The organism is Streptomyces sp. NPDC056480 (genome assembly GCF_042795405.1).
GTDB lineage: Bacteria > Actinomycetota > Actinomycetes > Streptomycetales > Streptomycetaceae > Streptomyces.
In genome coordinates this window covers 1-17,761 of the sequence record NZ_JBHTSA010000042.1, presented here as the reverse complement: position 1 = coordinate 17,761, position 17,761 = coordinate 1, and the positions used below count along the sequence as shown (strand labels likewise).

16 protein-coding genes are annotated in these 17,761 nt (G+C 73.6%); 12 read left to right on the top strand and 4 right to left on the bottom strand.

The window, feature by feature from the left end:
- Window positions 1-138 precede the first annotated feature (138 nt).
- A complete protein-coding gene (locus tag ACFQ79_RS19920) occupies window positions 139-1,647 on the top strand; it encodes a hemolysin family protein (protein ID WP_383585219.1) in 1,509 nt (502 codons plus the stop codon).
- Window positions 1,644-2,693: a hemolysin family protein gene (locus tag ACFQ79_RS19915; RefSeq protein WP_383585217.1), complete on the top strand. Its 1,050-nt coding sequence runs from the start codon at window positions 1,644-1,646 to the stop codon at window positions 2,691-2,693. The genes ACFQ79_RS19920 and ACFQ79_RS19915 overlap by 4 nt, the downstream gene beginning before the upstream one ends.
- Before the next feature lie 188 nt (window positions 2,694-2,881).
- On the opposite strand, the gene ACFQ79_RS19910 is transcribed toward ACFQ79_RS19915, so the two are convergent.
- Together ACFQ79_RS19910 and ACFQ79_RS19905 are read right to left on the bottom strand one after the other, a co-directional pair.
- Window positions 2,882-4,807 (bottom strand): AAA family ATPase, encoded by a 1,926-nt coding sequence (locus tag ACFQ79_RS19910; protein ID WP_383585215.1) that lies wholly within the window; start codon window positions 4,805-4,807, stop codon window positions 2,882-2,884.
- Between the two features lie 309 nt (window positions 4,808-5,116).
- A complete protein-coding gene (locus tag ACFQ79_RS19905) occupies window positions 5,117-5,746 on the bottom strand; it encodes a uridine kinase (RefSeq protein WP_383585213.1) in 630 nt (209 codons plus the stop codon).
- Between the two features lie 338 nt (window positions 5,747-6,084).
- Here ACFQ79_RS19905 and ACFQ79_RS19900 point away from each other — a divergent pair, with 338 nt between their 5' ends.
- The 4 genes from ACFQ79_RS19900 to ACFQ79_RS19885 all read left to right on the top strand — a co-directional run bounded on the left by ACFQ79_RS19900 (window position 6,085) and on the right by ACFQ79_RS19885 (window position 9,720).
- Window positions 6,085-7,497 (top strand): peptidase C39 family protein, encoded by a 1,413-nt coding sequence (locus ACFQ79_RS19900; RefSeq protein ID WP_383585211.1) that lies wholly within the window; start codon window positions 6,085-6,087, stop codon window positions 7,495-7,497.
- Window positions 7,498-7,572: 75 nt separating this feature from the next.
- A complete protein-coding gene (locus tag ACFQ79_RS19895) occupies window positions 7,573-7,728 on the top strand; it encodes an SCO1431 family membrane protein (RefSeq protein WP_383585209.1) in 156 nt (51 codons plus the stop codon).
- Window positions 7,729-7,912: 184 nt separating this feature from the next.
- Window positions 7,913-9,088, top strand: a complete 1,176-nt coding sequence (locus ACFQ79_RS19890; RefSeq protein WP_383585206.1) for an acyl-CoA dehydrogenase family protein — start codon at window positions 7,913-7,915, stop codon at window positions 9,086-9,088.
- Window positions 9,089-9,156: 68 nt separating this feature from the next.
- The gene (locus tag ACFQ79_RS19885) at window positions 9,157-9,720 is read left to right on the top strand and encodes a dihydrofolate reductase family protein (protein WP_383585204.1); all 564 of its coding nucleotides are present in this window, start codon (window positions 9,157-9,159) and stop codon (window positions 9,718-9,720) included.
- Window positions 9,721-9,916: 196 nt separating this feature from the next.
- Here ACFQ79_RS19885 and ACFQ79_RS19880 read toward each other — a convergent pair whose 3' ends face one another.
- Window positions 9,917-10,153, bottom strand: a complete 237-nt coding sequence (locus ACFQ79_RS19880) for a hypothetical protein (protein ID WP_383585201.1) — start codon at window positions 10,151-10,153, stop codon at window positions 9,917-9,919.
- 271 nt (window positions 10,154-10,424) lie between these two features.
- Between ACFQ79_RS19880 and ACFQ79_RS19875 the strand changes: the two genes are divergently transcribed.
- Window positions 10,425-11,561, top strand: a complete 1,137-nt coding sequence (locus ACFQ79_RS19875) for a hypothetical protein (protein WP_383585198.1) — start codon at window positions 10,425-10,427, stop codon at window positions 11,559-11,561.
- Between the two features lie 238 nt (window positions 11,562-11,799).
- On the top strand, window positions 11,800-12,891 hold the full coding sequence (locus ACFQ79_RS19870; RefSeq protein WP_383585196.1) for a phosphotransferase family protein: 1,092 nt from the start codon (window positions 11,800-11,802) through the stop codon (window positions 12,889-12,891).
- A 34-nt stretch (window positions 12,892-12,925) separates the two neighbouring features.
- Here ACFQ79_RS19870 and ACFQ79_RS19865 read toward each other — a convergent pair whose 3' ends face one another.
- The gene (locus tag ACFQ79_RS19865) at window positions 12,926-13,294 is read right to left on the bottom strand and encodes a hypothetical protein (RefSeq protein WP_266963850.1); all 369 of its coding nucleotides are present in this window, start codon (window positions 13,292-13,294) and stop codon (window positions 12,926-12,928) included.
- 225 nt (window positions 13,295-13,519) lie between these two features.
- Here ACFQ79_RS19865 and ACFQ79_RS19860 point away from each other — a divergent pair, with 225 nt between their 5' ends.
- From ACFQ79_RS19860 to fxsA, 4 genes are all read left to right on the top strand, one after another.
- Window positions 13,520-13,960: an Lrp/AsnC family transcriptional regulator gene (locus ACFQ79_RS19860; RefSeq protein WP_017242178.1), complete on the top strand. Its 441-nt coding sequence runs from the start codon at window positions 13,520-13,522 to the stop codon at window positions 13,958-13,960.
- A gap of 68 nt (window positions 13,961-14,028) precedes the next feature.
- Window positions 14,029-15,672 carry an amidohydrolase gene (locus ACFQ79_RS19855; protein WP_383585192.1) on the top strand — a complete coding sequence of 548 codons (1,644 nt, stop codon included), beginning with the start codon at window positions 14,029-14,031 and terminating at the stop codon, window positions 15,670-15,672.
- A gap of 571 nt (window positions 15,673-16,243) precedes the next feature.
- Window positions 16,244-17,020 carry a polyprenol monophosphomannose synthase gene (locus ACFQ79_RS19850; protein WP_383585190.1) on the top strand — a complete coding sequence of 259 codons (777 nt, stop codon included), beginning with the start codon at window positions 16,244-16,246 and terminating at the stop codon, window positions 17,018-17,020.
- A 73-nt stretch (window positions 17,021-17,093) separates the two neighbouring features.
- Window positions 17,094-17,687: an FxsA family membrane protein gene (gene fxsA, locus ACFQ79_RS19845; protein WP_383585188.1), complete on the top strand. Its 594-nt coding sequence runs from the start codon at window positions 17,094-17,096 to the stop codon at window positions 17,685-17,687.
- Window positions 17,688-17,761: the final 74 nt, after the last annotated feature.

Below are 17,761 nucleotides of genomic sequence, written 5' to 3'. Positions count from 1 at the left end.
CGGCACCACCGCCTCGCGTGTGCAGGGCCGCGGTTCCGCGGCCCGCGAGGCCACCCTTCGACCCGAGGAGTGACTCCCTCCAGCAATGGACGGATCGTCCGGTAGTACCTGCGCCGCCCCCTCCCAGGAGGCGGCGGCATGATCATCTCCCTTCTGCTGCTCTTCGCGGCTTTCGTCCTGATCCTCGCCAACGGCTTCTTCGTGGCCGCCGAGTTCGGACTCGTGACCGTCGAGCGCGCCGATGCCGAGCGGGCCGCGGCCGCCGGCGACCGGCGCGCCCGCACCGTCGTCACCGCCCTGCGCGAGCTGTCCTTCCAGCTCTCCGGCACCCAGCTGGGCATCACCATCACCTCCCTCGTCGTCGGCATGCTCGCCGAGCCCGCGCTCGCCGGGCTGCTGCACGGACCGCTCACCGCGACCGGACTGCCCGCCGGGGCCGTCTCCGGGATCGCGGTGGTGATCGGGATGCTGCTCGCCTCCGCCGTCCAGATGGTGGTCGGCGAGCTCGTGCCGAAGAACTGGGCGGTCTCCCGGCCGCTCCAGGTGGCCCGCTTCGTGGCCACCCCGCAGCGGTACTTCTCCGCCGTCTTCCGGCCGGTGATCTCCCTGCTCAACCGGGTCGCGAACCGGCTCGTACGGCTCCTGGGCGTCGAGCCCACCGAGGAGCTGGACTCCGTCCGCACCCCCGGCGAACTGGTCTCCCTGGCCCGACACTCCGCCATGGCCGGGGCCCTCGAACAGGACACCGCCGACCTCTTCGTACGGACCCTGTCCCTCGGCGGCCTCACCGCCGAGCGGGTCATGACCCCGCGCGTGAAGGTGAGCGCCCTCCAGTGGGACGCCACCGCGGCCGACGTCCTCAACCTCACCCGGGCCACCGGCCTCTCGCGCTTCCCCGTCTACCGCGACCGCATCGACGAGATCGTCGGCATGGTCGACCTCAAGGACGCCCTCGCCGTCTCGCCGCACGCCCGGCTGCGCACCCCCGTCGGCCGGATCGCGGTCCCGCCGCTCCTCGTGCCCGGGACGCTGCCCGTCCAGACTCTCCTGGAACGGCTGCGCCGGGAACAGCCGATCGCCGTGGTCGTCGACGAGTACGGCGGCACGGCCGGTGTCGTCACCCTGGAGGACATCGTCGAGGAACTCGTCGGCGAGGTCCGCGACGAGCACGACACGGTGGCCGACGGGCGGCCCGAGCTGGCCGCCGCTCCCGCCGAGGACGGCCGGCCCGCCTGGGAGGCCGACGGCTCCTGCCGGGTCCACATCCTGCGCCGGATAGGCCTCGACGTGCCCGACGGTCCGTACGAGACCGTCGCCGGGCTCGTCGCCGACCTCCTGGGACGCATCCCCGCCCCCGGCGACCGGGCCGAACTGCCCGGCTGGCGGCTCTCGGTGCGCCAGGTCGACCGCTACCGCGCCGAGCGGGTGCGGATCGTCCGGACCGGCCCGGCGCCGGATCCGACGTTCCACTCGGCGTCCGACCCGGCGGCCGGCCCGGGGTACGACCCGGATCCGGTGTCCGGTGCGGTGCCGGGCCCGGGGCACGACCTGGATCCGGTGTCCGGTGTGGTGTCCGGCTCGGCGTCCGACCCGGTGCCCGGCCGGCTGGACGCGCCCGTCCCCGTGGCCGCGGAGGCGGTCCGATGAGCACCCTTCCGCTTCTCTTCGCCGTCCTCCTCGTCCTGGCCAACGGCTTCTTCGTCGGGGCCGAGTTCGCGCTCGTCTCCGTCCGCCGCAGCCAGATCGAGCCGCTCGGCGGCGCCCGTGCCAAGCAGGTCCTGCACGGTCTGGAGAACCTGCCGCAGATGATGGCGGCCGCGCAGTTCGGCATCACCGTCTGCTCGCTGACGCTGGGCGCCGTCGCCGAGCCGACCGTGGCCCGTCTCCTCGAACCCGTCTTCCACACGGTCGGGGTCCCGGCGGGGCTCATCCACCCGCTCGGCTATGTCATCGCCCTCGCCGCGGTCGTCTTCCTCCACCTCGTCATCGGCGAGATGGTCCCGAAGAACCTGGCGATGGCCGCGCCCGAGCGGACCGCGCTCTGGCTCGCCCCCGGCCTGGTCGGGTTCGCCCGGCTCTGCCGGCCCGTGACGGCCGCGCTCGGCGCCTGTGCCCGGCTGGTCCTGCGGGCCTTCAAGGTCGAGCCGAAGGACGAGGTGGAGGCGGTCTTCACCAGTGCCCAGCTCGGCCGGCTCGTCGAGGACGCCGGCCAGGCCGGACTGCTCGACCCGGCCGAGCAGGAGCGCCTGGAGGACGCCCTGGAACTGGGCACCCGCCCGGTGACGGACGTCCTCATCGCCCCGTCCTCCCTGGTCACGGTTCCGCCGACGGTCACCCCGAGCGAGATCGAGGAGCTGACCGTCCGCACCGGGTACTCGCGCTTCCCGGTCCGTGCCGAGGCGGCCACGGCCTTCATGGGCTTCGTGCACGTGAAGGACGTCCTCGACCTGGACGAACGGGAGCGGGCGGTGCCCCAGCGACTGTGGCGTCCGATGGCCACGCTCCGCGCCGAACTGCCCCTGGACGACGCCCTCACCGTGATGCGCCGTGCCGCGACCCATCTGGCGCAGGTCGCGGACGGCTCTGGCCGGGTGCTCGGCCTGGTCGCCCTGGAGGACGTCCTGGAGATGCTGGTGGGCGAGGTCCGCGACCCCGCGCACCGGATCGTGCCGGACCGGGTGCCCACCGCGTAGGAGCCGCGGCGCACGGCGGGGCGGGCCCTTCTCCGGGGCCCGCCCCGTCGGTCGTGGGGACCGCATGGGGCCCGCCGAGCCGGTCGTCGGGACCTTCCGGGGCCGCCGAGCCGGTCGTCGGGACCTTCTCGGGTTCCGCGCCGCCGGTCGTCGTGCCCCCCTCGCTCCGGTGGTGGGCGGCCCGGATCCTAGTAGCCCGGGGGCTCCTGCTGGGGGCCGCGGTCGATCGGGCCGCGGCCCGACAGGACCTCGCCGTACGCCTGCATCAGGTCGGCCAGCCGGAGGGTCGCCAGATCCTCCCGGGTCGGGATGCTGGCGTAGCCGGAGAGCCGCAGGTCGCGGTAGGCGCAGGACTTCTCGTACAGGGTGCGCAGGAATCGGCCGTTGCCCAACTCGTCGATCCAGCCCTGCTCGACGACGTGCCCGCTGATCGAGCGCAGTTCCTCGCGGGCCTCCTCGTCCCAGCCGTCGCCGTTGGCCGCCGCGAGCACCTCGCCGATGGCGGTGAGCTCCAGCGGCCGGTACGAGGGGAAGTCGACCCGGGTGGTGAACCGGGAGGAGAGCCCGGGGTTGGTGCTGAGCAGCCGGTCCATGCCCTCCGGGTAGCCGGCCAGGATGACCACGAGGTGGTCGCGGTTGTCCTCGGCCCGCTTGAGGAGCACCTGGAGGGCCTCGTCGCCGTAGGCGTCGCCCTTGCTGTAGCCGGTGTTGGAGAGCGCGTACGCCTCGTCCACGAAGAGCACCCCGCCGACGGCCGAGTCGATCAGCTCGTTGGCCTTGACCGCCGTCTGGCCGAGGAACTCGCCCACCAGATCGGCCCGTTGGGCCTCCACGAGATGGTCGCCGCCGAGTAGCCCGAGGGCGTAGAAGACCCGGCCGAGGATCCGGGCGACGGTGGTCTTCCCGGTGCCGGAGGGGCCGGAGAAGACGAAGTGACGTTTGGGCGGCTGCACCGGAAGGCCCTGACCGGCGCGGAGCCGTGCCATCTCCAGCTGCGCGGACAAGGCCTTGACCTGCCGCTTCACCGGTTCCAGGCCGACCATGCCCTCCAGTTCGGCGAGCGCCTCCGCGAGCCGCACCGGATCGGTCGGACCCGCGGGGAAGCGCGGTGGCACCGGCTGGTTCGGCAGCGGGGCCTTCTGGCGTACGGTCTCCGGCGGCGTCACCGGTGCCGTCGGCGGTACGGGATCGGGCGCGAGCCGCACTCCGTCGCCCAGCGGGCCGGCCGCCGGGTCGGGCTCGGCGCCCGGAGCGGTGTCCACGGCGTCCTGGCCGAGACCGCCGCCGGCGGTGCCCAGGGCGACCGTCGCGAGCCCGGCCGGGTCGTCGACACCGTCGTACCCCTCGAAGCCGTCGTACTCGGCGATCGCCGCGAGCCGGGCGGCGGTGTCCATGAAGGTCGGGTCGATCCGGTGCACGGCCCGGTAGAGGGGCAGCGCGGCGGCGCTGCGCCCGGTTCCCTCGTGGGCGCGGGCCAGCCAGTACCGCAGCTCCTTGCGCTGGGGCTGCTCGCTGCGGCAGCGCATCAGCGAGGCCGAGAGCAGCGGCTCGGCCTGCCCGTACATCTCCAGGCGCACCCGGGCCATGCCGCCGAAGAGCCCGGCCTCGATGCCGAGCAGCGGGTCGTCGACGAGGGTCTCGGTGTGCCGGACGAGCTGGTCCCAGTCCTTGACGAGATAGGCCCGGCAGGCGTGCAGAAAGCGGACCTGCGGGTCGGTGTCGACCGGGGGGAGGCCCGCGAGGGCCCGGTCCAGCTCCGGTACGTGGCGTCCGTCGAGCCAGTGGGAGGCGTGCGCGAGCAGCAGGTCGCGCGGGCTCTCCAGGACCGGCTGCACCCACCAGCCGAGCCAGTACCAGGAGTTGAGTGTGCGCCGGTACCGGGTCCGCTGCTCGCCGAAGCGGTCGCGGTTGCGGTACATGCGCAGCAGCGCGGTCGTGGTGTCGACCCGGAGCGCGTGCAGCCCGAGCCAGGCGTCCGCCATCCCGGGGTCGATCCTTACCGCCGTCCGGAACTCGTCCTCCGCCTGCGGATACGCGCCCATCGTGTAGGCGTCGATTCCGCGCAGCCAGGCGAGCTCGGCCGGGGCCTGCGCGCCCTGCGTGCCGATGTCCATCGGGTCCCCCACAACCGTCTTCGCATGGACGGGATTTGACCGCACCTGGGGGCATCGTACCTGCGCAGGGGGTACGTAATTAAGGAGAAGCGCATGATCCGGAAGCGGTCACCCTGGGTGAGCATCAGGGGCCGCGAAGGGCCCTCGAGAGGGCCGTCAGGGGCAGAACGAAGCCCCCGATCACGGGGGAACAACCGGGGGCTTCGCGTCCGCGGCGGCTCCGAAAAGCCGCACATTCAGAACGTAAGACCTGTACGCCCCTTGGGTCAAGCGGAGTTGAGGCACTTGCGGAAGCGGAGTTTCGGCCCCTCAGTTCACGGACATGAAGCCGTCACGGTGTGTGATGATCTGGTCCGCGCCCGCTGTCACACCCGGCCCGGGGAGCCAGTCGTAGCCCTCGTGACACTCGCGTACCAGGGTGTCGGCGAAGGGCCGGGAGGGGTCCCCGGCGAAATGGCGAGTCTCCGCCACGGTCCATCCGTCCCAGAAAGCGGCCTGGTCCGGTCCGTCCCGATGGCGGCCCCGCGCCCACGACTCCTCGGGGCCACGCTCCATCCACAGCAGCCACGTGAGGAACGGCCGTACCGCCGCCCGGCCCGCGCCGACCCCCTCGACGAGGACGGCCGGGGCCGACGGGAGCTCGCACGCCTCGCCGAAGCGGCGGAGGTTCCAGTCGTACGGGCGGTACGACGCGCTCTCGCCGCGCGCGAGCGGGTCGAGGACCTGGTCGCGCAGCCGCCCGGTCCACTCGAAGAGCTCCTCGTGCGTGGCGAGGTCGTCGAGGTGGAGGACGGGGGCGTCGCCCAGGGCGGCGGAGAGGCGGGCGGCGAGCGTGGACTTGCCGGAGCCGGCGTGACCGTCGACCGCGATCAGCCGGACCGGTCCGCAGGAGGGCGGCAGCCGAAGCAGCGCGTGGGCCGCGCGATCGAGGTCGTTCATGGGCCCAGGGTAGGGGAGTGGGGGACCGTCGCAGGTCAGGGAGGTACCGCCGTCAGTGGTCAAGACCAATATTGGGTGCGGCGACGCGGGCCGAAGTGCTGGCGGAGGGGTGGGGAAGCCGCGATAGTGGGGCGCGCGGCCCGGCCGTGCGCCCTGCGGGCTCCTGGCGCCCGGGGCTCCGGACGCCCGCGTGCCCGCCCGCCCACGGGTCCGCCCGACGTGCTGCCCGCCCGCCTGCGGCCGGTCCCGGTCTGCCGCCCACTGTCGCCCGCCCACCCGCCCGCCCGGTTCGTCCACAGGTTCGCACGCCCACCGTTCTCGACTGGGGGTCACCGTCCATGACCAGCTCCACCCCGCGCAGAACCGTTCTCGCAGCGGCCCTCGCGGCCGCCGGAACGGCCGCCATGGCCGCTCCCGCCATGGCCGCCGGCCCCGACCGCGCCACCGACTGCCCGCCCGGAGCACCCGGCGCGGGCCAGGCCTCCGCCGAGGACGCGGAGCGGGGCCACGCCCCCGCGCCCGGCCTCGTCGACAACCGCTTCTGGTCCTCGTACACGGACTGGAGGTGCGGCGGCGCGGCCGGTACGAAGGCGGTCGCCGGACTCCGCCCGGGCCTCGTCCTCGCCACCCCGGCCGGGCGCACCGACTACACCGACCCGCACACCGGGCGGACCTCCGCGTGGGAGTACGCCACCTGGACCTCGCCCCGGCACACCCCGGCCGAGCCGGCCACCGAGGTCATCGCCTCCTGGAACGCCCGCACCCCGCCCGGCACCTGGCTCCAGGTCGAGCTGTCCGGCACGTACACCGACGCGACCGCCACCCCCTGGTACGTCCTGGGCCGCTGGGCCTCCGGGGACGGCGACATCCGGCGGACCTCGGTCGACGACCAGACCGACGGGAGGAGCACCGTCTGGACCGACACCTTCGCGATCGACGACGCGACGAGCGGGCTGCGGCTCGCCTCGTACCGGCTGCGCCTGACGCTCTACCGGACCCCGGGCAGCGGTCTCACGCCCACGGTCTGGCGGCTCGGGGCCATGGCCTCGGACATCCCGGACCGCTTCACCGTCCCGGCCTCCGCGCCGGGCCCGGCCCGCGAGCTGGCCGTGCCCCGCTACTCGCAGAACACCCACGTCGGGCAGTACCCCGAGTACGACAACGGCGGCGAGGCGTGGTGCAGCCCGACCTCCTCCCAGATGATCGTCGAGTACTGGGGGCGCCGGCCCTCGGCCGAGGAGCTTGCCTGGGTGAACCCGGCCTTCGCCGACCCCCAGGTCTGCCACGCGGCCCGCTTCACCTTCGACCACCAGTACGAAGGCTGCGGCAACTGGCCCTTCAACGCCGCCTACGCGGCCACGTACCCCGACATGAACGCCGTGGTCACCCGGCTGCGCTCGCTCACCGAACTGGAGAGCCTGATCCGGGCCGGCATCCCGGCCATAACGTCCCAGTCGTTCCTCAAGGAGGAACTGACCGGGGCCGGATACGGCACCTCGGGCCACCTCATGACCGTCATCGGCTTCACGGCGGACGGCGACGTCATCGCGAACGACCCCGCCTCACCGAGCAACGAGGCCGTCCGCCGGGTCTACCGGCGGCGCGAGTGGGAGAACATCTGGCTCCGTACGAAGCGGTACAACGCGAGCGGGAAAGTGGTCTCCGGCACAGGAGGGGTCTGTTACCTCTACTTCCCCGACCGGCCCTCGGCCGCTCAGCACAAGGCACTCGCGGCGCTCGGCGTCGTCTGAGGCGTCGGCGCGGCCCCGGGGGACGTGACCGACGTCTCTACCCCGGGGCCGCCCCCGTACCGCATGGTGGTCGCCATGACCTCCACCTCCGCCGCCGCCACCCGACTCCTCCTCCGCGCCCGGACGGGTGGCCCGAAGGACGACCGGGGCCCCAAGCTGCTCGAACACGTCCTCGGCTGGACCCTGGTCGTCGTGCTCGCCGTCTTCGTGACGGGCGCCGGCCTCATGTGAGGCCGTGGGAGCCGTCCGCCGCCCCGGCCGCGCCGCGTTCTGCTGCGCCCGTCCCCCGGCGTCCGTGTGATCCCCCGGTCGCCGGGTGATCCCGATGCCTCGAACGGGCATACTCCCCGCGACCCCGCGCGCGCCCCGCACGCCCGTGCCCGTGCCCGCGCCCGGCAGGGAGGAGCGCCCGGTCATGGCCGACAGCACCCCGGACGGCGTCGAACGCCGGCTGCCCACCGACGAGGCCCGCGAGCTGCTCGCCCTGACGCGGGACATCGCCCGTCGGGAGATCGCCCCGCGCGCCGCCGCGGAGGAGGACGCCGGACAATTCCCCCGCGAGCTGTTCACCCTGCTCTCCCGCTCCGGGCTGCTCGGACTGCCCTACGACCCCGAACACGGCGGGGGCGGTCAGCCGTACGAGGTCTACCTCCAGGTCCTCGAGGAGCTCGCCGCGGCCCGGCTCACCGTCGGGCTCGGCGTGAGCGTGCACAGCCTCTCCTGTCACGCGCTCGCCCGCTACGGCACCGACGAGCAGCGTGCGGCCCATCTGCCCGCGATGCTCGGAGGCGGCCTTCTCGGCGCCTACTGCCTCTCCGAACCCTCCGCCGGATCGGACGCGGCGGCGCTCCGCACCCGGGCGGTCCGGGACGGCGACGACGGCGACTGGGTGATCGACGGCACCAAGGCGTGGATCACCCACGGCGGCATCGCCGACTTCTGCACGGTCATGGCCCGGACCGGCGAGGAGGGGGCGCGGGGCATCACCGCCTTCCTGGTGCCGGGCGACGCGCCGGGACTGGGCGCGGCCCCGCCCGAGCGCAAGATGGGGATGAAGGGCTCGCCCACGGCGCAGCTCCACTTCGACGGGGTACGGGTCCCCGACGCGCGGCGCCTCGGCGCGGAGGGGCAGGGCTTCGCCATCGCGCTCGACGCCCTGGACTCGGGGCGGCTGGGCATCGCCGCCTGCGCGGTCGGGCTCGGCCAGGCGGCCCTGGACGTGGCCCTCGCGTACGCCGTGGAACGCCGGCAGTTCGGCCGGCCGATCGCCGACTTCCAGGGGATCCGCTTCCTGCTCGCCGACATGGCGACCCGGATCGAGGCGGGCCGGGCGCTGTATCTGGAGGCGGCCCGGCTCCGGGACGAGGGGCGGCCCTTCGGCCGCCGCGCGGCCATGGCCAAGCTGTTCTGCTCGGACGCCGCCATGCAGATCACGACGGACGCGGTGCAGGTGCTCGGCGGGTACGGGTACACGGCGGACTTCCCCGTGGAGCGGTACCTGCGGGAGGCGAAGATGCTCCAGATCGTCGAGGGCACGAACCAGATCCAGCGCGTGGTGATCAGCCGATCGCTGCTGAAGGGGGGAAGGTAGCAGGGCAGCAGCACGCGCCCTTCGCGACGATCTCCGTGCGGGGCTCCCCTTCCCGAGGAGGACTTCTGATGCGCAGGGTGACGTACTCGATGAGCATGTCTCTCGACGGATACATCGTCGGGCCTGACGGCGGCTTCGACTGGACGGTCCCCGAGGACGAGACCTTCCGCTTCTGGATCGACGAGATCCGGGGCGTCGGAGTCCATCTGCTGGGGCGACGGCTGTACGAGACGATGCTGTACTGGGAGACCGCCGACCAGGATCCGTCGCTCGACGACGCGGGGCGCGAGTGGATCGCGCTCTGGAACCCGCTTCCGAAGGTGGTCTTCTCCCGCACGCTGTCGGAGGTGCAGGGCCATGCCCGGCTTGCCTCCGGCGGGCTGGCGGAGGAGATCGAGCGGCTGCGCGCCGAGCCGGGGGAGGGCGACATCGCGATCGGCGGCGCGACGCTCGCCGCCGAGGCGGCCGAGCTGGGCCTGATCGACGAGTACCAGGTCATGGTCTACCCGGTGCTGGTCGGCGGTGGCATTCCGTTCTTCGCCCGGAACGAGCGCCAGGTCGAGCTCGAACTCGTCGAGACCCGCAGGTTCGGCCCCAGGGTCGTGTACCTGCGCTACCGCGTGGTGCGCTAGGCAGGCCGATGCGCGCGCGGGCGGGCGCAGGGACCGCATGCCGCGAACGCCGGGACCACACGCCGCGAACGCCGGGGACGCGCGCCGGGCAGACCGGCTCCGCACGCGGGGCATGCCGGACCCACACGCGGGGCAGTCCGGATCCGTCTCCGGCCACCGCGTGTCCGCGTCCGTTCCCGTCAGCCCGGGCGGGTGGTCACCGCCCGTCGCCCCGACGGACCAGAGTCCCGCTGACCCGTACCGTCCGGTCCGCCCAGACGGGGCCCGAGGCGAGCCGCGCCCACTCCTGGTCGCGGTGGCCCGGGAGGGTGCGTCCCTGGCTCGCCCAGAGGGAGAGCACGGCCTTGTAGATGGGCGGGTCGGCGGGGAGGTGCGTCGGGGTGGGCGTCTGCGCCGGTACGGGGACGGGCACCGGCGCGGGGGGATGCGGCACCGCGGCCGTCGGAGGGGGCGCCGACGGCGGGTGAGGAACCGATTCTTCAAGGCGCGGCTCGGCCTGTCGGTGCCGACCGATTCCGCTGGGCGTCGTGTACAGCGTGGTCATGCCCGGACCAACGCGCCCCGGCGGCCGTGGTCACCGCCGAGGGGATTCGAGCGGCAGTTCGTCCGGTACCCGGTGCACGACTCTGGCCCCCCGACACGGACCTGACGTACCGTCAGGTCCTCTCGCGGAAGACACGCGCTCGCCGACCAGGAGGTCAGCCATGTCCGTGCACCGGCACGTCGACGACCGGCCCGTCGCACTCGACGAATACCCCGTGCACCAGGCCCCGCTCTCGATGAAGCACCACGTCAGCGGCGACCGCAACGCCTACGACCGATGCATCTTCCACGTCTTCGACCACACCGGCCGCGCCCTGCTCATCGCCGGTCTCGGGGTCTACCCGAACACCGGGGTCGTCGACGCCTACGCCACCCTCCGCGTCGGCGACCGGCTGCACGCCGTCCGGGCCTCCGACGCGCTCGGCGACGACCGGATGAACCTCTCCGTCGGCCCGTTCACCATCACCGTCGACGAGCCCCTCAAGCGCCTCTCCCTGCGCTGCGCCGCCGATCCGGACGACCCCGGGGGTCTGTCGTACGACCTGAGCTGGACCGGCGACTTCCCCGCCGTCTGGGAACCCCACCACACCCAGCGCCACGGCGGCCGCCTCACCCTGGAAGGCCGTCGCTTCGTCCAGGCCGGCCACTGCGCCGGCACGATCAGGGCGGGCGGAGAGGAGTTCGCGGTCACGCCGGGGGAGTGGACCGGCACCCGGGACCGCAGCTGGGGCGTCCGCCCGATCCCCGGCGAGGAGCCCGGCCGCGGGGCCGAGTTCCGCCCCGAGGGCTTCCACTGGCTCTGGATCCCGATGCGCTTCGAGGACCGCTTCCTCATGGTCATCGCCCAGGAGGACGCCGACGGCTACCGCACCCTCAACGAGGCCCTCCTCGTACGGAACGGCCACCGGGACACCCAACTCGGCTGGCCCCGCACCGAGATCACGTACCGCCCGGGCTCCCGTCACCCCGAACGGGCCACCGTCCACCTCACCGACCCGACCGGGAAGCCCCTGGAGATCGGCGTCGACGTCCTCGCCTCGTCCCCGCTCGCCGTCGGCGCCGGATACCCGCCCGCCACCGACTGGCAGCACGGCACCTGGCAGGGCCGCGGCTGGACCGACCGGCGCGTCTACGACCTCACGTATCCGGCGGCCCACCCCATGGCGGCGTACGGCGTCACCGACCACGCCGCCCGCTTCACCCTCGACGGCCACACCGGCTACGGCATCTTCGAGCACGGCTCGTTCGGCCGCCACGACCCCAGCGGCTTCGCCGACCACACGTCGACGGCGCGCTGAGAACCTTCCCGCCCGCACGTCGAGCGGCACCGCGGAGGGGCCTCCCTCCCGCCGCGCCCAGCGGCCCGCGGACGTGCCCCTCCGTGGCCCGCCGACACGCCTCGTCCCCCGCCCGCCGACGCGCCTCGCTCACCGCCCGCCGGCACGCCTCCTCCGCGGCACCTCGCTCCGGTCCTCGCGCGTCGACGGCCCCGCGTGCCGCACCCTCCCACGTCAACGGCCCTCCGAGGAGCTTCCCTTGACCTCCGCGCCCCGCCCCCGCACCACGACCCGCGACCCCGAGGAGCTCGGGCGCCGGCTCACCGGCTGGCTGGACCGGCATCTGCCCGGCGCCCGTGTCACCGGGCTCGCCGTGCCCGGCTCCAACGGCATGTCCAGCGAGACCCTGCTGTTCGACCTCGACCACCCGGACGCCCCGGTCCACGGCTGCGCCCTGCGGCTGGCCGCCGACCCCGCGGCGTACACCGTCTTCCCCGTCTACGACATGGCCCGCCAGCACCGGGTCATGCGGCTGGTCGGCGAGCACACCGACATCCCCGTACCGCGCGTGCTGTGGCTCGAAGAGGACCCCGAGCCGCTCGGCGCGCCCTTCTTCGTGATGGCCCGCGCCGAGGGCCGGGTCCCGCCGGACGTCATGCCCTACACGTACGAGGGGAACTGGCTGCACGCCGCCACCGACGACGAGCGCGCCCTGCTGGAGGCCGAGTCCGTCTCCGTCCTCGCCCGGCTGCACGACCAGTTTCCCGCGAAGGAGGCCGAGTTCCTGCTGCCGGACGGCCCGGGCACACCGCTGCGTCGCCACGTCGACGCCCAACGCGCCTACTACGCGTGGGTGGTGGAGGGACTCGCGCCCTCGCCGCTCATCGAGTCGGCCTTCGACTGGCTGGAGGCGCACTGGCCGGCCGACGAAGGCCCGGCCGTCCTCGGCTGGGGCGACGCGCGCATCGGCAACATCGTCTACGACGGATTCGTCCCCGCCGCCGTCCTCGACTGGGAGATGGCGGCCTGCGCCCCGCGCGAGGTCGACCTCGGCTGGACGGTCTACCTGCACCGCTTCTTCCAGGACCTGACCGTCGGCTTCGGCCAGCCCGGGCTGCCCGATCTCCTGCGGCGCGACGCGGTCGAACGGCGCTACGCGGAACTGACCGGACACACCCCGCGCGACATGGAGTTCCACACCCTCTACGCGGCGCTGCGGCACGCGATCGTCATGCTCAGGATCGCGCACCGACAGGCCCACTTCGGCGAGGTCGAGGTACCCGCGGACCCCGACGGCCTGATCCTGCACCACGCCACCCTGGCGGCGATGGTGCGGGGAAGCTACTGGTGAGCGGAGGGGCCCGGAGGCCCCGTCCGGACGTGCCCTAGGCGGCGCGCCGCATCTGCGGCACCCGGATCGGGCGCGAGCCCGGGCCACCGACGTGCGAGAACGGCTGCGTGCGCCAGTCGAGACCCTGGGGGAGCGTCAGGAGCAGGGCGGTGTCCTGCTCCTGGACCTCCAGCGTGTCGTCGGCCGGGCGGGCCTCGGTCGCCGACAGTCCCGTGCCCGGGCAGACCGTCAGGACGAAGGGGTTCCACGGCGTCGGGCAGAGCGCGTGCTCCGGCAGCGCGTCCTCGTCCGCGAGCAGCGCGATCGGCTGCACGCACTCCGGGCAGATGACCCGGAACATCTCAAAGGTGTCGTACGCGTCGAGCTCTTCGGACGTGTCGACCGAATCAACAGGCTCCTGCATGGAGAATCTCCCCCTCGGGTGGGTCGGCCGGATCTGTACGGCCTCGACCACAGCAAGCACTTCCCATGCGGTCGTCCGCATAATCGTGTGGCAGTACCCCAGGCCGGACGCAAACCTGTGGCGTTCGTCACATGCCCGCCGCAGGTGCCCCGTGATGACCCATACCGCCCGATTGCGGTCGACCCCGGCGGTGCCGCTCCTCTCCGGGAGCAATAGGGTCACCGCATGGAGGAGCTGGATCGTCAGATCGTCGAGTTGCTCGTCAAGGACGGGCGCATGAGCTACACCGACCTGGGCAAGGCCACGGGCCTGTCCACGTCGGCGGTGCATCAGCGCGTCCGTCGTCTGGAGCAGCGCGGAGTCATCCGCGGCTACGCCGCCGTCGTGGACCCGGAGGCCGTCGGCCTGCCGCTGACCGCCTTCATCTCGGTCAAACCCTTCGACCCCAGCGCCCCCGACGACACCCCCGACCGGCTCGCCGACATCCCGGAGATCGAGGCGTGCCACAGCGTGGCCGGTGACGAGAACTACATCCTCAAGGTGCGGGTCGCCACCCCCCTGGAGCTGGAGCACCTGCTCAGCCGCATCCGCTCCCAGGCCGGTGTCTCCAGCCGCACCACCGTCGTCCTCTCCACCCCGTACGAGGCGCGGCCGCCGCGCATCTGACGCGCGCGCGGGGTGATCGAGGGGACCTGCCGGACAAACCGGGTCCCGGCAGGTCATAGCCTGGTCGCATGAGTGAGTCCATGCCCCCTGCGTCTCCCGCCGCGCACCGCACCGTGCTCCTGCGCGGTGGAGAAGTCCACAGCCCCGCCGACCCCTTCGCCACCGCCATGGTGGTGGAGCGCGGGCATGTCGCCTGGGTGGGCTCGGAGGGCGCGGCCGACGCCTTCGCCACCGGTGTGGACGAGGTGGTCGACCTGGAGGGCGCGCTCGTCACCCCGGCATTCGTCGACGCGCATGTCCACACCACCGCCACCGGGTTCGCCCTCACCGGGCTCGACCTGTCCGCCGCCGCCTCGCTCGCCGAGGCGGCGCGGCTGATCCGCGCCCACGCAGCCGCCCGCCCCGAGGACCGCATCCTCATCGGCCACGGCTGGGACGCCTCCCGCTGGCCCGAGCGCCGGCCGCTCACGCGCGCCGAACTCGACGAGCTCACCGGCGGCCGCCCGCTCTACCTCACCCGAATCGACGTCCACTCGGCCGTCGTCACCACCGCCCTCCTGGACCTCGTCCCCGGCGTCCGCGACCTGGACGGCTTCCACGACGGACAGCGGCCGCTCACCGGCGACGCCCACCACGCCGTGCGCGCCGCCGCCTTCGGCGCCGTCTCCGCGCGCCAGCGCACCGAGGCGCAGCGCGCGGCCCGGAGCCGGGCCGCCTCCCTCGGCATCGGCACCCTGCACGAGTGCGGCGGTCCCCGCATCTCCTCCGAGGACGACTTCACCGGCCTCCTGGACCTCGCCCGCGACGAGGCCGGCCCCCGGATCGTCGGCTACTGGGCGGACCTCGACGTCGAGCGGGCCCGCGCCCTCGGGGCCCTGGGCGCGGCAGGCGACCTGTTCGCCGACGGCTCCCTCGGCTCCCACACGGCCTGCCTGCACGAGCCGTACGCCGACCACACCGACGCCGGCCACACCGGGGCCGCCCACCTGGACGCGGCCACCATCGCCCTCCATGTCGTGGCCTGCACCGAGGCGGGCCTCCAGGCCGGCTTCCACGCCATCGGGGACGCCGCCGTGACCGCCGTCGTCGAGGGGGTCAGGGCGGCCGCCGAGAAGCTCGGCCTGGCGAGGATCCGGGCCGCCCGGCACCGCGTCGAGCACGTCGAGATGCTCACGCCCGAGACGATCGCGGCCTTCGCCGAACTCGGCCTCACCGCATCCGTCCAGCCCGCGTTCGACGCGCTCTGGGGCGGCGAGGAGGGCATGTACGCCGACCGGCTCGGCGCCGAGCGGGCCCGCACCCTCAACCCGTACGCGGCGCTGCTGCGCGCCGGTGTGCCGCTGGCCTTCGGCTCGGACAGCCCGGTGACCCCGCTCGACCCCTGGGGCACCGTCCGCGCCGCCGCGTTCCACCGCACCCCCGAGCACCGGATCTCCGCCCGGGCCGCCTTCACCGCCCACACCCGGGGCGGCTGGCGGGCCGTGGGACGGGACGACGCGGGGACGCTGGTGCCGGGCGCCCCGGCCGACTACGCGGTCTGGCGCACCGAGGAACTCGTCGTCCAGGCCCCCGACGACCGGGTGGCCCGCTGGTCCACCGACCCGCGCTCCGGCACGCCCGGTCTGCCCGATCTGTCCCCCGGTGTCGATCTCCCCGTCTGCCTGCGGACGGTCGTGCACGGACAGCCGGTGTTCGTACGGCCGAACGAGTGATGTAGGGATATGTCCCACCTGGGACACCCCTTCCGCACGCTTGTCCCCGACCTGCGGATCTTCCCCTCCGGCCTGGCCTTTTAGGGAGTCTCCGCAGGTCAAGCGGGTGTTGACAGTCGACCGTCGGGGGCGGGTAGGTTCTCCGCGTCCACCACAGGACGTCCGACCGGACAGCATCTCCACGCATTCGCCGAACGCCGCCCGCGCCTCGGCCGCGAGGGAAGGTTTCTCCGGCGGAAGGTGCGACCCGGGTGGGGCCCGGACGTTCAGTAGACAACGGCTTTCGGTCGATCCGCCGCCAGCGGATCCCGGGTCGGACCGAAGGACGACGGGCCCCGCACCGCACGTCACGCGCGTGTACGACCCCCGCCGGGCCGCCGTCTCACCTGCGGTACGACCCCCGCCGGGCCACCGCGCGGCCCGCGCCGCCGGCTCCGTCCGGGCCCCGCCCCGCCCGCGCCTCCGGCTCGGTCCGGTCGCCGCCCCGCCCCTCACAGCCGACCCGCCGCGCCGGAGCACTCCGGGGACCTCGCTATGGTGGGGGCCTGTGTATGTATCCGAAGGGGCAGTAGTGAACGACGGTGGCCAGAGGCGTTACGGCCCGCTCGGCAAGGCCTTGGTGATCATTCCGACCTACAACGAGGCGGAGAACATCAAGCCGATCGTCGCGCGGGTGCGGGAATCCGTACCCGAGGCGCACATCCTCGTCGCCGACGACAACAGCCCTGACGGCACGGGCAAGTTCGCGGACGAGATCGCGTCCGAGGACGACCATGTGCACGTCCTGCACCGCAAGGGCAAGGAGGGGCTCGGCGCCGCCTACCTCGCCGGCTTCCGGTGGGGCATCGAGCACGGGTACGGCGTCCTCGTCGAGATGGACGCCGACGGCTCCCACCAGCCCGAGGAGCTCCCGCGGCTGCTCACCGCCCTCAAGGGCGCGGACCTCGTCCTCGGCTCCCGCTGGGTGCCGGGCGGCCGCATCGTGAACTGGCCGAAGTCCCGCGAGTTCATCTCCCGGGGCGGCAGCCTCTACTCGCGCGTGATGCTCGACGTGCCGATCCGCGACGTCACCGGCGGCTACCGGGCCTTCCGCAAGGAGACCCTGGAGGGCCTGGGCCTGGAGGACGTGGCCTCGGCCGGCTACTGCTTCCAGGTCGACCTGGCCCGCCGCGCCGTCGCCGCGGGCTTCCATGTCGTCGAGGTCCCGATCACCTTCGTGGAGCGCGAGATCGGCGACTCGAAGATGAGCCGGAACATCGTGGTCGAGGCGCTCTGGCGGGTCACCGGCTGGGGCCTGTCGGCGCGTGCGGAGAAGGTCGGCAGGATCCTCGGCCGCAAGGCCTCCTGACCCGCTGCCGGGGCGTCCCGCACTGATCCTTTCTTTACGACGTTCCGGCGGGGCGCCAGGCACACTGGGGGACATGACGACCGGCGCAACGCCTCCCCTCGCCCAGAAGCGCTCACGCGCGCGTACCTTCCTTCCGCTCGCCGTCGCCGCCTGGCTGGTCCTCGAGATCTGGCTGCTCACCGTGGTGGCGGGCGCGGCGGGCGGACTGACCGTCTTCGCCCTGCTCGTCGGCGGCATCGTGCTCGGTGCCGCCGTCGTCAAGCGGGCCGGCCGCCGTGCCTTCCGCAACCTCAGCTCGACCTTCCAGCAGGCCCAGGCCGCCGCGCAGGCCGGCACCGTGCCGTCGGCGCCCGAGCGGACCGGCACGGAGGACCGCAACGGCTTCCTGATGCTCGGCGGTCTGCTCCTGATGATCCCCGGCCTGGTCTCGGACGTCTTCGGTCTGCTCCTGCTGATCCCGCCGGTCCGCTCGCTCCTCGGGCGGTACGCGGACCGGGCCGCCGAGCGCCGGATGGCCGCCGCGCCTCCCGGTAGCCTCCAGGACGCCTTCCAGCAGGCCCGCATCCACCGCCCGGACGGCAAGGTCGTCCAGGGTGAGGTCATCCGCGAGGACGCCGCTCAGGGCCCGCGTCGGGCCGACGAGCCCCGTCCGCCCCTGACGCCCTGATGTCCCACCCGTGCCCCGTTCCCTCACCGCGGTGAGGGAACGGGGCACGGAGAACGCCGCGGGGCCCGGTACAC